The sequence below is a fragment of the Endozoicomonas arenosclerae genome, assembly GCF_001562015.1.
GTDB lineage: Bacteria > Pseudomonadota > Gammaproteobacteria > Pseudomonadales > Endozoicomonadaceae > Endozoicomonas_A > Endozoicomonas_A arenosclerae.
The window spans coordinates 1-14,345 of the sequence record NZ_LASA01000120.1 but is presented as its reverse complement, the minus strand read 5'-3'; the positions used below and the strand labels follow the sequence as shown (position 1 = coordinate 14,345).

The following is a 14,345-nucleotide window of genomic DNA, read 5'->3' as shown; positions in this document are numbered from 1 at the left end:
TTTTTCTAGCGCTATAGGCATATGGAGACTCAATAATGGCTGATGCCCAATCCGGTTTTTTCCTGACCATTGAAGGGGGAGAAGGCGCGGGTAAAACGACGGCAGTCAATTTCATCAAAAACTGGATGAATGAACGTCAACTGGCATTTACTGAAACCCGTGAGCCGGGTGGAACTCAGGTAGCTGAAGAACTCCGCTCGTTATTGCTGGGGCATCATGGTGAGCCATTGTCGGATATCACCGAGCTGCTGATGATGTTTGCTGCCCGCTCACAGAACCTGTTCCATAACATTAAGCCAGGACTTGAAGCAGGCAAGATCGTCTTATGCGATCGTTTTACCGATGCCACTTATGCTTATCAGGGTGGCGGTCGTGGTTTGAATACTCTGCCGGTTGAGACTCTGGAGAATCTGGTCCAGGGTTCCTTACGCCCGGATATGACTATTCTGCTGGATGTCGATCCCGAGATTGGGATGGCCAGAGCCAAAGGGCGTGGTGGCAAGCTGGATCGTATTGAACTGGAAAAAATGGACTTTTTTGTCCGTGTCCGAAACGCTTATCTGGAAAGAGCCAAACAGTTTCCGGAACAATTTGAGATCATTGATGCCGGTCAGTCGCTGGAGAATGTGCAGCAGCAACTGCTGGCCGTGCTCGAAAGAAGACTTGGGGGGCGTTGATGAAAGACTGGAGCCTGTTTCCCTGGCAAAAAGCTCAATGGGATCAGATGGTTCACTGCCAGCAGTCGGACAATCTGGCTCATGCCTACCTGTTAAGAGGGGTTCCGGGAACAGGTAAACTCCAGTTTGCCAAAGCGCTTTCGGCTTATCTGTTGTGTATGAATCCGCAACCTGCGGGTGCTTGTGGTCAATGCAAAGAGTGTGAGTTGCTCAAAGCGGGTACTCATCCGGATTTTACCCTGCTTGAGCCCGATGATCCTGGAAGACCTATCCGTATCGACAGTATTCGAAAACTGAATGATTTGGCTCACAAGACTGCCCAGCAGGGTGGGCGAAGAATCATTATTCTGAATCCGGCAGAAGCCATGAATGTTAACGCTGCGAATGCGTTACTGAAATGTCTGGAGGAGCCGGGTGAAGATACTATTTTTCTGCTGGTCAGCGCTCGCTCCGGAGATATGCTGCCAACCATCAGAAGCCGCTGCCAGCAATTGAACTTTTCAACACCAGATCGAGCTTCCGCTGAGCAGTGGTTGTCTACTCAATTAGACGATCTCTCTCTGGTTACCCAGCTACTGGATCTGACAGCAAACTCTCCCCTTGAGGCAAAACGTTTTGCTGAGCAGGGTTTGTTAGAAAAACGAGAGTCTCTGGCTGATGGCTTGAAGGGACTGTTTAAAGGAAAAGTGACGCCGGTAGAGTTGGCAAAAAGCTGGCAATCATCTGATTTGCCTCTGGCATTGAGCTGGATGATTGGCTGGCTGGATGATGCTACAAAGCTCGGGCTGAGTGCGGATTCTGACTCTCTTAGAAACAGGGATCAGTTGAAGATGCTGGAATACCTGGCCAGAAAGAGTGATGTCAGAAACCTGCTGGATGAACGCGACTGGTTGATGTCCCAGAGGCAGTCCCTGATGGAAGGGGGGAATCTGAATCCCCAGATGCTGATGGAAGGTGTCTTCTGTCGAAGTCTTGATCTGGTTCTGCATTGAGTTCTGTCCAGTCATAGCTGAACGAGTTAAAATCGACTTATACTGTTGTTAGAGAGTAGGCGGTAGAGCCTGACAAAACGGCACTTTTATAATTATTAGAATCAGGAGAAGAACAATGAACCGTGGAAAGGGTGGCATGTCAGGCATTTTGTCTCTGACGATCAAAGACTCTTCTTCTCTTTACTCCTCTTATATGCCGTTCATTTCCGGTGGCGGACTGTTTATTCCTACTTCTAAACGTTACTCACTGGGTGATGAAGTGTTTATCCGTCTGACTCTGATGGATGAGGCAGACAAACTGCCTGTGCCGGGCAAGGTGGTCTGGATTACACCCCAGGGCTCAGCAAGAATGGCGGGGATTGGGGTTCAGTTTACTGACCCTACAGATACAGTCCGGACTAAAATTGAAACCTATCTGGCAGGCGCCCTCAAATCGGATCGTGAAACGAGTACTATGTAATGCTTTGACCTCAAGCAATCTTCTTGCTTGAGGTCCACTTTATATCTGTCGTCATTTTATAAAGCGTTGGATAGCCTGGTAGGCGTTATCCTGAAAATTCTCGTTATTGATGTCCGCAAAGATCAATCCCTGTTCACCTAATGGGCCTGTCAGTCCTTTCTGGCTCGCATAAAAGCTGCCGCTTTTGTAGGTATCGTTAAACAGGCCGTCAATATAGCGCTGAGCGCCTGTCTCCACTCTGTGTACTTTGCCCAGTAGCAGCATTGCTTGCATCATGCTTTTCATAAAAAACTGCTTCAATGGCGAAAGGGTGTTAAATCCTTCCGTGCCGGTGGTGGCGCCCGGGCTCATAGTAATAAAACGAATCTTCGGGTGTTTGCGTGCCATCGATGATATCCATAAAGCTGCCATGTATTTGATGGGGCCGTATGGGATGGTGGCATCATGGGTGTCTCCGTAGAAAGAACCGTCACCAATAGAGACAAATTCTTCTATGGAAGAGGTCTTCAGGTCCGGGCGTTTCATTCCCATTTCCTTTACGCCGCGAGCGGCTTCCGAGCCTGCATACAAAGCCACATACTTCAGTTTGTTTGCTTTCAGCAGTTCTTCAGTGAGTACTGCGTGACCCAGAAGGTTGACGGCAAATATCTGTGTAACGCCTTCTGAGTTTTTCTCATTAAAATGTTTGCCGCCGGTACCTCCTGCGTTCATGATCAATGCATCGATGCATGCAGGCAGTTGAGCAACAGCATTGCGCACCGAATCCAAGTTGCTAACATCAATGAGTACAATTTCAAAAATACGTTTGCCGCTGAGTTTTTCCAGTTCTGACTGAACCAGTCTGGCTTTGTCCCTGTTACGGCAGCCCAGATAAATCTTTTCGATACCGGGTTGTTGTGCCAGTTGTCTGGCGGCTTCTTTTCCCAATCCAGCGTTTGCACCGGTAATTAATACACTTTTGATCATGGTAAAACCTTTGCTGTTCTCGCAGGTGTTGCGATGTCTGATCTTTACGCTTTCAGATTAATCAAAGCGGGTATCCGGTTTTTGATATTTCTTGCTCAGTTGTCTGCAGCAGAACAAAGCGGGAAGAGTCAGGCTTTGGCTTTAACGGGAATATTCAGGTAAATCCTGTTGTTCGGGTCGGCATCGTTAAATCCGGCCGGTAACAGTTCAAAGTCGGGTTTGTCTGCATACTCATAGTTGCTTTTCATCAGCCAGCTTCCCCAGATGTAGCGCAGGGTTTCTTCCAGTCGGGCAATAGGGCCAATGTGGGTAAAGCGAGCATAGGTCTGAGCCTCAAGTTCGCGGGTGATCATACCTTCGGGTACATCATCAAAGTTGGCCACCTGGGCCGAGCAGATATACACAAATCGGGTGTGATCGTCGGACTCTTCATATGACTCGTAAATACCAAAAAAATCACTGCCAACCCGGTTGGGGATTTTGTCCCGATATGGGCGAAACGCTGACCATAGCTTTGGCAGACTCAGATCTCCATCATCGTATTGTGAAGCGATGCCCACAATTTTCATGGCCGGTTGCTGAATAATCTCGGGTTCCATGCTGATGTTGTTCTGAAGGAATTCCATGTCCTTTTCACTGAATGGACTTTTGTATAACAAACGGAAAGGTTGGTTGATTTTCCGGTATTGAGCCGGTGTCATGTCAAACAGTGCTTTAAAGGCCCGTGTGAAAGCTTCCTGGGAATCAAATTGACAATCCATTGCCACTTCCAGAATGCCCACCTCTTCTGTTAGCAGTCGCTTGGCTGCCAGGGTTAAGCGCCGCTTGCGCAGATATTCTTTTGGTGTATCGCCGACCAATGCCTTAAACACCCTGCTGTAGTGGTAAGTAGAGTAATGAGAAGCAGCGGCAATTTCATGAACACTGATTTTGTCGTGCAGATGCTGTTCGATGTATTCAATGCTTTTAAAAAAGCGCTGCATGCTTTTGTCCTCGATTATTATTGTCACATCATCAGGCTGCTGACGTGGTATGGCCGGGCAGGGACTGCTCGGCATACTCTTTCAAGCCCTTGAGCAGTTTGCCAAATGCTGCCGGAAAAATCAGGCGTAGCAAAGGGTAGAAAGGGTAAGCAAACAGTTTCAGTTGTGGCGAGGCCGTCCAGGTTACTTCGGTTTTATTGTGGCCGACAGAACGCACGGACATCTGTACGTGATTCTTTTTGATTGGGATAATGGCCGGATTGTTAACGGGGAGCACGTCAAAAGTCAGGGTTTTGTCCTGTTCACTGAAGTGAGTGATGATTTCTTTTGCCTTGGCCCCGTCAGGATTATTGCTTAGGTCACACAGGCGGCCTTCCATCGGGGCGCCAGTGTCACTCTGGCCAGGTCCAACCGCTACGGAACGAGGTATCGGCCCCATCCACAGATGTGCTTGATCAAACTGGTGGGCAACCAGATTCCAGACTTCCTCAACGGGTTTGTTAATGATGGTGCTTTTGCTGATTTTCATTCGATCTCCCTGACCCTTTCGGGTTTTCATGATTGATGGAGACAGTGTAAAAATTCAGCTGCAGTGTTTTTTGATATTTCTTGCTGTATTAAAGGTAGGGAAGTCAGGGTCAGATGTTTGTTTTCAGGTGGCTATCCATTATATGTTTCCTCATTCAGATCATCTTCCCATTTCGCCACAATGACCGCAGTTAAACTGTCCGTACTGACATTCAGGGTGGTACCACTCATTTCCAGCAATTGATCCACCACAGCGATGATGGCCAGTGCCATTAATGGAATGCCCAGGCTTTCAAAAAGGACGGTTAAGGAGACAATGAATGCCCCGGGGATACCCGCAGCACTGATGGCAGATAGTGTGCTGATGGCAATGATCAACAGGTAGTCTGAAAGACTCAGGTGCAGGTTGAAAATCTGGGCGGCAAAAACGCTAGTTAGTGTCAGGTTTAACGCCAGTCCATTCATATTAATGACAGAGCCCAATGGCATTACAAAACGACTTATAGTCCTGCCCACCCCTAAACCGGTTTCCACTACGGCCATGTTCACAGGCAAGGTTGCAGTACTGGAGCTGGTTGTAAAAGCCATGATCTGAGGAGCGATCATTTTTTTAAAGAAGGGGGCGGGTGAAAGCTTCAGACATTTTAGCGTGAGGCTGTACCCCAGCAGTATGATGAAGGCAGTAATCAACCAGGTGATGCCAACCAGTTGAGTTAACTCGCTGATCAAAGTCAGATTAGTATTGCCAATGCTGTGTGCGGAAAGAGCAAAAATGCCTATGGGGGCCAGTTTCATCACCAGCCGGATCATCTGGTTGACAATCAAAGCGGCGCCCTCAAAGAAGTTTGCCAATGGTTGTCCTTTTTCACCACTGCTATAGATGGCTATAGCCAGCAGGCTGGCAAAAAATACCGTAGCCATCACTTCGCCATGCATCATGGCTGCAATAGGGTTTTGGGGGATGATGTAATCGGCCAGGTCGGAGAGCCCGGGTAATTGTGCTTCTGTGATGAAGTGGTCAGGCAATACAGAATAGTATCCCCAGTCGCTGTTAAAGAGCTGCAGAAGAATAAGGGTAATGAGGCAGGTCATGACCATGCTGCCGAGAAAGGCCAATAGCGTCTTGATGGCAATCCGTTTCATTGAGCCCATTTTGCTGAGCTGAAGAATGCCATTGGCAACAGAGAAGAAGATCATCGGAATGACCAGCATTTTGATAATCTTGATGAAGATAATGCCAACGGGTGCCAGCCAGTCTGAAAGCTGGGGGATCAGGAGTCCGGTAACAGCGCCAAGCAACAGGGCCATTAAATAGTTGGGCCATTGCACGTTAAGACGGGAAAAGCTGACAGATGAAGACTGCATTTTTCTGATTCTGGGCTGTTCTGCTCTGCTCTATTTTTAATGGCGGGATATTATCTACGTGTCGTTTAAAAAGAAAGCAGCATAAATACTAACTAAGTCGATCGTCTTATTTTTTGATGGAGTGTCTTCAGGGCTCTGAGCAGGGAAGGGTAGCTTTATTTAGGTAAGCCAGTGGAGTATCAGGTATGATGAACGATTACTTTTCTGACTACCACTGAACTTATTGTCACTGAACATGTTGATTGATTCTCATTGTCACCTGGATCGTCTCAAGCTGGATAACTACGGCGGAGATCTGGATAAAGCACTCAACGCAGCCCGGCAAGCCGGTGTTGAGAGAATTCTCTGTGTGGGTATTGATCTTGAGCATGCGGATGCTGTGATCAACCTGGCTGACAAGTATCAGGATGTTTATGCATCAGTGGGTATCCATCCGCTGGAAAAAGATGCCGCAGAGCCCGATATTAAAACGCTTTTGGATTACGGGAGCCGCCCAAGGGTTGTTGCCATTGGTGAAAGTGGTCTGGATTACTATTACTCGGCGGATAATAAAGAGGTGCAGCAGGAGCGGTTTCGAACCCACCTTCAGGCTGCCGCGCAGGCAAAACTACCCATCATTGTTCACACCCGTGATGCCAGGGAAGATACATTGGGGTTGATTCGAGAACATGGTGATCTGGAATGTGCGGGAGTGCTGCACTGCTTTACTGAAAGCTGGGAGATGGCCCGGGCGGCGATGGATCTGAATTACCTGATCTCTATTTCCGGGATAGTGACCTTCAGGAACGCTTCAGAGCTGAGGGAGGTGGTGAAAAAAATCCCACTGGACCGGTTGATGATAGAGACAGACTCTCCCTATCTGGCGCCAGTCCCTCATCGTGGCAAGCCGAATGAGCCCAGCTTCTTACCGGATGTTGCCCGTTGTGTAGCGGAACTCAAAGGTGTGTCGGTTGAAGAATTGGTTGAAGTGACCTCTGAGAATTTCTTCAGGCTCTTTCCCAAGGCTGCCTCCTGCTGAAGTTTCTTTTTATGGGTTAGGGTTTGTCTCGAAACAACTTCCCGATTTGCACAAGGAGTCCGTTCACCCTGAGCTTGTCGAAGGGGGGTGGTATAGGGCTTCGACAGGCTCAGCCCGAACGGGTTTTGGAAGGATTTCAACAAGGAAGTTGATTTCAGACAAGTCCTTATCACACAGATCAACCATTTTCCCTCCTGCAAAATCCCTAATGTTCTATAGTGGTTCTGCATCGAAAAAATCGCATGGCGTATTCCTTAAAGCGATAGTCAGTTGTTAGTAGAAAGCTACTGAAAAACCGGTAAATGACTGTTTGGTCAGATTTTGAATTTGTCGATAACGATTCATGACCAATAATTAGCTTCTGAATAATGGTATCTGCTTTCTATATTAAGGAATTCCGCAGTCATTCGCCTATAGCATATCCAAGAGACTGTCTTTATAATTGCGCCACCATTTTTTCTATGGTGAGCCGTTGCGGCCACATAACGATGGATTGATGTGCGATTGCACTTGAGTCTCAGCTAGGCAGTATGGGACTTAAGGACGTTTACCGTCAGTTTGCTTGAATCAGAATACCGATAAAGAGGACTCATTCCCTGGGAGTGTGGTCTTTTTGTTGTGCATTTGATTGAAGCAGAGATCATAGCTTTTGTTCCGACTTCCTGTTGGAAGAGGGCTGGGTATTCAGCGTTATATTGGTCAGTTGTCGGTTATCACCGGAGAGGCGGGTTTATTCCGGACCTGAAAATTGATTGATTAGGCGAAAGGTATGATCAAAATCAAACAGGGGCTGGATCTTCCGATTACAGGGGCGCCTGAACAAAGCATATCGGATGGCCGAGCGGTTCGCTCTGTCGCCGTGATTGGCTTTGATTATGTAGGTATGAAACCTACTATGGCCGTCGCTGTCGGGGATCGAGTTAAGAAAGGGCAAGAGCTCTTTATCGACAAGAAAACACCGGGCGTGCGTTACACAGCGCCAGCTGCCGGTGTCGTTGCTGCGATTAATCGTGGCGAAAAACGTGTTCTTCAGTCTGTTGTCATCGATGTTGATGGTGACGATGAAATGGCTTTCTCTGAACACAAACCTGAAGCGCTGTCAGCTCTGACTGCGGAACAGGTAGAAGCACAGCTGAACGAATCCGGATTGTGGACTGCCCTGCGCACCCGTCCATTCAGCAAGGTGCCAGCATTGGGCTCTCGTCCAAACTCCATCTTTGTGACAGCCATTGATACCAATCCACTGGCGGCTAATCCTGAAGTCATCATCAGCGAACACGCCGAAGCCTTTGAACAGGGTATTAGCATCCTGGGCAAACTCAGCGGCGGTAAAATCTTCCTGTGTAAAGCGCCTGGTGCCCGCATTCCTGCCGGTATCGCGACTGCAGAAGAGTTCGATGGTCCACACCCTGCTGGACAGCCAAGCACCCACATTCACTTCCTGGATCCTGTTAATGCTGAAAAAACAGTTTGGCAGATCAACTATCAGGACGTGATTGCTGTAGGCAAACTGTTCACAACCGGTAAGCTGTTTACTGATCGTGTCGTTGCCCTGGCTGGCCCTCAAGTTGAGAAGCCTCGTCTGGTTCGTACCCGTGTGGGTGCCAACACCGATGAGCTGACAGCCGGTGAACTGAAAGAAGGTGACAACCGTGTAATCTCCGGTTCTGTGTTTGGTGGCCGTACTGCTAAAGGCTCCTTCGCATTCCTGGGTCGTTATCACACACAGGTTTCCGTTCTGGAAGAAGGCAATGAACGTCTTTTCCTGGGCTGGGTTAATCCAACCGTTAACCGTCACTCTGTCCTGAATGTACTGACTTCCGGTCTGAGCAGAAGCAAACTGTTCAACTTCACAACCACTACCAATGGTGGTGAGCGTGCCATGGTACCGGTGGGTCAATATGAAGAAGTGATGCCTCTGGACATTCTGGCCACACAGCTGCTGCGTTCAATTGTGGTAGGTGATACGGAAATGGCTCAGAAACTGGGAGCTCTGGAACTGGAAGAAGACGATCTGGCACTGTGCACTTACGTGTGTGCCGGCAAGTACGAATACGGTCCCATCCTGCGCGACAACCTCACCCGTATCGAGCTGGAGGGCTAACAGATCATGGCTTTGAGAAAACTCCTCAACTCTCTCGAGCCCCACTTTGTAAAAGGTGGCAAGCACGAGAAGTGGTATGCACTGTTTGAAGCAGTGGATACTCTGCTTTATACACCGCCCAATAAAACGCATAACACAGCTCACGTTCGCGACGCGATCGATCTGAAGCGTATGATGGGTATGGTTTGGCTCTGCACCTTCCCGGCCATGTTCTTTGGCATGTGGAATGTCGGCTTCCAGGCTAACACCGCTATTGCTGGTGGTCTGGCTGCTCCTGCTGACTGGCACGGTGCGCTGATCAGCCTGCTGGCCGGTCACGATCCTGCAAGCCTGTGGGATAACTTTATTTATGGCGCTGTTTTCTTCCTGCCTATATATGCCGTGACATTCTTTGTCGGTGGCTTCTGGGAAGTGCTGTTTGCTGTAGTCCGTGGTCACGAAGTCAACGAAGGTTTCTTCGTAACTTCTGTCCTCTTCGCTCTGATCGTTCCACCCAGCATTCCGCTGTGGCAGGTGGCTCTGGGTATCTCCTTCGGTGTGGTTATCGGTAAGGAAGTATTCGGTGGTACTGGCAAGAACTTCCTGAACCCGGCTCTGACGGGTCGTGCATTCCTGTTCTTCGCTTACCCTGCACAGATCTCCGGTGATCTGGTATGGACCGCTGTAGACGGTTTCTCCGGTGCTACTGCACTGAGTCTGGCTCAGCAGGGCGGTATTGATCAGGTGGTTTCCCACGGTATTACCTGGTTCGACGCTTTCCTGGGCACCATTCAGGGTTCTGTAGGTGAAACCTCCACGCTGGCCATCTTCATTGGTGGTGCTGTGTTGCTGGCTACCCGTATCGCTTCCTGGAGAATCGTTGCCGGTACCATGCTGGGCATGATTGCAACGGCAACCCTGTTCAACATGATTGGTTCCGAGACCAACATGATGTTCAGTACTCCCTGGTACTGGCACATGGTTATGGGCGGCTTTGCCTTCGGCCTGATCTTTATGACTACGGACCCTGTATCCGCCTCCATGACCAACACAGGTCGCTGGTACTACGGGATTCTGATTGGTGTAATGGTAATCCTGATTCGTACCGTCAACCCGGCTTATCCGGAAGGTATGATGCTGGCAATTCTGTTCGCCAACCTGTTTGCGCCGCTGATTGACCACTTCGTGGTTGAAGCCAACATCAAGCGTAGGGAGGCTCGTGCCTGATGGGTAACGATAGTATCAAGAAGACGTTATTTGTAACGATTCTGCTCTCTCTGGTCTGCTCTGTCGTGGTATCTGCTGCTGCAGTATTCCTCAAGCCGCTGCAGACCGAAAATGTTGAGCTTGACGTTCAGCGTAACATCCTGAGCATCTCCGGTCTGACCAAAGATGCCAAGGCGCTGAGCAACAGTGAAGTGGCCGATCTGTATAAGCAGGTTCAGCCTCGTCTGGTTGACCTCAAGACTGGCAAGTTCGTAGAGAAGACCCCTGAAGGTCAGACTGCGGCCAACTATGATCAGCGTGTTGCTGCCAAGATTCCTGATGAGTCCCGTGCCCTGAAAGGTTCAGAGGATATCGCCAGCATCAAGCGTCAGGCTGACATTGCCAAGGTCTACGTCATTGAGAAAAATGGCAAACTGGAAACCATCATTCTGCCTGTACACGGCTACGGTCTGTGGTCCACCATGTATGGCTTTATGGCTCTGGATAGCGACCTGAACACCGTTAAGGGTTTTGGTTTCTATGATCAGAAGGAAACTCCAGGACTGGGTGGCGAAGTAGATAACCCTCTCTGGAAGGCCAAGTGGCCTGGCAAGAAGATCTACGACAATAAAGGTGTAGTGGAAGCGGGTCTGGTTAAAGGCGGTGCTGATCCCAAGTCTCTTTATAAAGTCGATGGTCTTTCCGGTGCGACTCTGACCAGTAACGGTGTTACCAACCTGATTCATTTCTGGATGGGCAACGAAGGCTTCAAACCGTTCCTTACTAACCTGAAAGCGGGGGATGCATAATGTCTGAGAAGACTAAAGATATCCTGCTGGAACCGGTCGTTAACAACAACCCCATAACCCTGCAGATTCTTGGTATCTGCTCGGCGCTGGCGGTGACCACCAGCATGCAGGTCAGCCTGGTTATGGCCATGGCGGTAATCGGTGTAACTGCCTGTTCCAACCTGGCCGTATCCCTGATTCGTAACCACATACCCAACAGCATTCGTATCATCTGTCAGATGACCGTTATTGCTTCTCTGGTAATCGTGGTGGATCAGATCCTGAAAGCTTACGCCTATGACATCTCCAAGCAGTTGTCGGTATTCGTAGGTCTGATTATCACCAACTGTATCGTAATGGGTCGTGCCGAAGCCTTCGCTATGAAGAACGGTCCCAAGCTGTCCTTCCTGGACGGTATTGGTAACGGTCTGGGTTACGGTGCAGTACTGCTGATTGTGGCATTCTTCCGTGAACTGTTCGGTGCCGGTAACCTGTTCGGTGTTGAAATCCTGAAGACGGTTAACAACGGTGGCTGGTATCAGCCTAACGGCCTGATGCTGCTGGCTCCAAGCGCGTTCTTCCTGATTGGCCTGCTGATCTGGGTGATTCGCAGCCGCAAGCCGGACCAGGTTGAAGACAACGAGTTCAAGATGGCTCCCAACACCAAGTTCAGCGAGGCCCACTAAGCCATGGAACATTTCATCTCACTTTTTGTGAAAGCAGTGTTCGTGGAAAACATGGCATTGGCTTTCTTCCTGGGTATGTGTACCTTCCTGGCGGTGTCCAAGCAGGTTAAAACAGCCCTGGGTCTGGGTGTTGCGGTCGTGGCGGTACTGGCCATTACTGTGCCCATCAACAACCTGATCTATCAGAACATTCTGAAAGATAGCGCGCTGGCAGCCGGTATCGATCTGAGCTTCCTGGGTCTGATCACCTACATCGGTGTTATCGCGGCTCTGGTTCAGATTCTGGAAATGTTCCTGGATAAGTTTGTACCGTCTCTCTACAACGCGCTGGGTGTGTTCCTGCCGCTGATTACCGTGAACTGCGCCATCATGGGTGCTTCCCTGTTCATGGTTGAGCGTGACTACAGCCTGGGCGAGTCTGCGGTATACGGGTTGGGTGCTGGTGTTGGCTGGGCTCTGGCAATTGCCGCCCTGGCTGGTATCCGTGAAAAGCTGAAGTACAGTGACGTACCTCCGGGTCTGCGTGGCCTGGGCATCACCTTCATTACTGTGGGTCTGATGTCACTGGGCTTCCTGTCATTCTCCGGCGTACAGCTGTAAGGAGATCGTGTAAATATGGATTCTACAATCGTATTGGGCGTAGTCATGTTTACCGTTATCGTGCTGACGCTCGTAGCGGTAATTCTGGCAGCTCGCTCGCGACTGGTCAGCACCGGTGATGTGACCATCAACATCAACGAAGACCCCGAAAAGGCAGTGACTACTGCTGCCGGCGGCAAGCTTCTGACAACCCTGTCAGGCGCTGGTGTCTTCCTGCCATCTGCCTGCGGCGGTGGTGGTACCTGTGCACAGTGCAAATGTAAAGTACTGGACGGTGGTGGTGAAATGCTGCCTACCGAACGTTCCCACTTCACCAAGCGTGAAGAGAAGGAAGGCTGGCGCCTGTCCTGTCAGGTGAACGTTAAGCAGGACATGGAAATTGAAGTTGAAGAAGAACTCTTCGGCGTGAAAAAGTGGGAATGTGAAGTTGTTTCTAACGACAACGTTGCTACTTTCATCAAGGAACTGGTCCTGAAACTGCCTGAAGGCGAAAATGTAAACTTCCGTGCCGGTGGTTACGTTCAGCTCGAAGCGCCTGCTCACACTGTTGAGTACAAGAACTTCGAGATCCAGGACGAGTACCGTGGCGACTGGGACAAGTTTGACCAGTGGAAGTACGTTTCCAAGGTGGATGAAGAGACCATCCGTGCCTACTCCATGGCTAACTACCCTGAAGAGAAAGGTATCCTGAAGTTCAATATCCGTATCGCTTCACCGCCTCCGGGTACTGACTTTGAGCCAGGCAAGATGTCTTCTTACGTCTTCAACCTGAAGCCAGGTGACAAGATGACCGTATACGGACCATTCGGTGAATTCTTCGCGAAAGAAACCGGTAATGAAATGGTCTTCGTAGGCGGTGGTGCAGGTATGGCGCCTATGCGTTCCCATATCTTCGACCAGCTGAAGCGTCTGTCTTCTACCCGCAAGATCTCTTTCTGGTACGGTGCACGTTCTTTGCGTGAAGCCTTCTACGTAGAAGAGTTCGACAAGCTGGCAGAAGAGAACCCTAACTTCACCTGGCATCTGGCCCTGTCTGATCCACAGCCAGAAGACAACTGGGAAGGTTACACCGGCTTCATCCACCAGGTACTGTTCGACAACTACCTGAAGGAACATGAAGCTCCTGAAGACTGTGAGTTCTACATGTGTGGACCACCCATGATGAACGCTGCGGTTATCAGCATGCTTGAAAACCAGGGCGTTGAACCTGAAAACATCCTGCTGGACGACTTCGGTGGTTAATCCATCGATCTAAGGCAATGATGTTTAGGGAGTGCTCAGGCATTCCCGACAAAAAACCGGTGTTACTCATTTGAGTACACCGGTTTTTTTACAGCGTAAAATTGAGTACGTATCAATACCTACCTATTTGTATCATATAGTGGCACAATGTCGCTCAATCAAAATGAAGTCAAACAAACAGGAAGCTATTGAGCCAAGGGATAAGTGCTCTTTTACTGTTTCTACAGTCAGAACTCCTTGGGCGGTAGCGTGTCATTTTATATTTTTAGTAACGGGCTTTTAACTACATGGTCATCACTGCTTAGCACATGGATTTTTTTTAGGTCTTTGAGTTTTTTTGTCCAGGAAGCTCCTGAACTGCCCGTCAAAAGAGAAGGCATTGATAATCCAATAACTGTTATTTTATACAGTTTTATTGAAGAAAAGGCCAAAATTGCAAATAACTCACTTGCGGCCTATTCAGGGCAGCAGGTGAAATAGCTTGTAGCCTATTGATAAACAATGATTTTTCGATAAGTTGAAAAGTTGGATATATCTCAAGTGAGTTAATTGTCCCTGATTTAGGGGGATATACCGCGTGTGAGTGTAATATCTAATATCACTCGTTTGAGTTCTAATAGCTGTTGCACGCGCCCAGCTAGCGCTGGGGGAAGTTAATAACAGGATTGTGTTCTATCTTTGAGAGTTCTTGATCATCCGATGGAACTCATGAACACAACGGTTCAGAAAATATTCAGGCAGGACTTTGAAT

Annotated in this window: 14 protein-coding genes; 10 read left to right on the top strand and 4 right to left on the bottom strand. The window is 49.1% G+C overall.

The features are described 5' to 3' along the window. Positions 1–35 precede the first annotated feature (35 nt). The 3 genes from tmk to WG89_RS19160 all read left to right on the top strand — a co-directional run bounded on the left by tmk (position 36) and on the right by WG89_RS19160 (position 2,129). Entirely contained in the window at positions 36–677 is a 642-nt protein-coding gene (tmk, locus tag WG89_RS19170) for a dTMP kinase (protein WP_062268838.1), read from the top strand. Beyond that, complete coding sequence (locus tag WG89_RS19165) at positions 677–1,669, top strand: DNA polymerase III subunit delta' (protein ID WP_062268836.1); 993 nt, start codon at positions 677–679, stop codon at positions 1,667–1,669. Before tmk ends, WG89_RS19165 begins: the two co-directional genes overlap by 1 nt. 115 nt (positions 1,670–1,784) lie before the next feature. Next, positions 1,785–2,129, top strand: coding sequence for a PilZ domain-containing protein (locus tag WG89_RS19160; protein ID WP_062268833.1), 345 nt, complete (start codon positions 1,785–1,787; stop codon positions 2,127–2,129). Between the two features lie 51 nt (positions 2,130–2,180). On the opposite strand, the gene WG89_RS19155 is transcribed toward WG89_RS19160, so the two are convergent. The 4 genes from WG89_RS19155 to WG89_RS19140 form a co-directional block, all read right to left on the bottom strand. Beyond that, a complete protein-coding gene (locus WG89_RS19155) occupies positions 2,181–3,095 on the bottom strand; it encodes an SDR family NAD(P)-dependent oxidoreductase (protein ID WP_062268831.1) in 915 nt (304 codons plus the stop codon). A 128-nt stretch (positions 3,096–3,223) separates the two neighbouring features. Continuing rightward, positions 3,224–4,078: an AraC family transcriptional regulator gene (locus WG89_RS19150; RefSeq protein WP_062268829.1), complete on the bottom strand. Its 855-nt coding sequence runs from the start codon at positions 4,076–4,078 to the stop codon at positions 3,224–3,226. A gap of 31 nt (positions 4,079–4,109) precedes the next feature. After that, positions 4,110–4,607 carry an SRPBCC family protein gene (locus WG89_RS19145; RefSeq protein WP_062268870.1) on the bottom strand — a complete coding sequence of 166 codons (498 nt, stop codon included), beginning with the start codon at positions 4,605–4,607 and terminating at the stop codon, positions 4,110–4,112. Positions 4,608–4,738: 131 nt separating this feature from the next. After that, positions 4,739–5,971: a dicarboxylate/amino acid:cation symporter gene (locus tag WG89_RS19140; RefSeq protein ID WP_062268827.1), complete on the bottom strand. Its 1,233-nt coding sequence runs from the start codon at positions 5,969–5,971 to the stop codon at positions 4,739–4,741. Positions 5,972–6,206: 235 nt separating this feature from the next. Here WG89_RS19140 and WG89_RS19135 point away from each other — a divergent pair, with 235 nt between their 5' ends. From WG89_RS19135 to nqrF, 7 genes are all read left to right on the top strand, one after another. Then, positions 6,207–6,989 carry a TatD family hydrolase gene (locus WG89_RS19135; RefSeq protein WP_062268826.1) on the top strand — a complete coding sequence of 261 codons (783 nt, stop codon included), beginning with the start codon at positions 6,207–6,209 and terminating at the stop codon, positions 6,987–6,989. A 769-nt stretch (positions 6,990–7,758) separates the two neighbouring features. Further along, positions 7,759–9,093, top strand: a complete 1,335-nt coding sequence (locus WG89_RS19130) for a Na(+)-translocating NADH-quinone reductase subunit A (RefSeq protein ID WP_062268823.1) — start codon at positions 7,759–7,761, stop codon at positions 9,091–9,093. Between the two features lie 6 nt (positions 9,094–9,099). Further along, on the top strand, positions 9,100–10,299 hold the full coding sequence (locus tag WG89_RS19125; RefSeq protein WP_062268821.1) for an NADH:ubiquinone reductase (Na(+)-transporting) subunit B: 1,200 nt from the start codon (positions 9,100–9,102) through the stop codon (positions 10,297–10,299). Continuing rightward, entirely contained in the window at positions 10,299–11,087 is a 789-nt protein-coding gene (locus tag WG89_RS19120) for a Na(+)-translocating NADH-quinone reductase subunit C (protein ID WP_062268819.1), read from the top strand. The genes WG89_RS19125 and WG89_RS19120 overlap by 1 nt, the downstream gene beginning before the upstream one ends. After that, positions 11,087–11,752, top strand: a complete 666-nt coding sequence (locus WG89_RS19115; protein ID WP_062268817.1) for an NADH:ubiquinone reductase (Na(+)-transporting) subunit D — start codon at positions 11,087–11,089, stop codon at positions 11,750–11,752. The genes WG89_RS19120 and WG89_RS19115 overlap by 1 nt, the downstream gene beginning before the upstream one ends. Positions 11,753–11,755: 3 nt before the next feature. After that, positions 11,756–12,352 (top strand): NADH:ubiquinone reductase (Na(+)-transporting) subunit E, encoded by a 597-nt coding sequence (gene nqrE / locus WG89_RS19110; protein ID WP_062268814.1) that lies wholly within the window; start codon positions 11,756–11,758, stop codon positions 12,350–12,352. Between the two features lie 15 nt (positions 12,353–12,367). Next, on the top strand, positions 12,368–13,594 hold the full coding sequence (gene nqrF / locus WG89_RS19105) for an NADH:ubiquinone reductase (Na(+)-transporting) subunit F (protein ID WP_062268812.1): 1,227 nt from the start codon (positions 12,368–12,370) through the stop codon (positions 13,592–13,594). Positions 13,595–14,345: the final 751 nt, after the last annotated feature.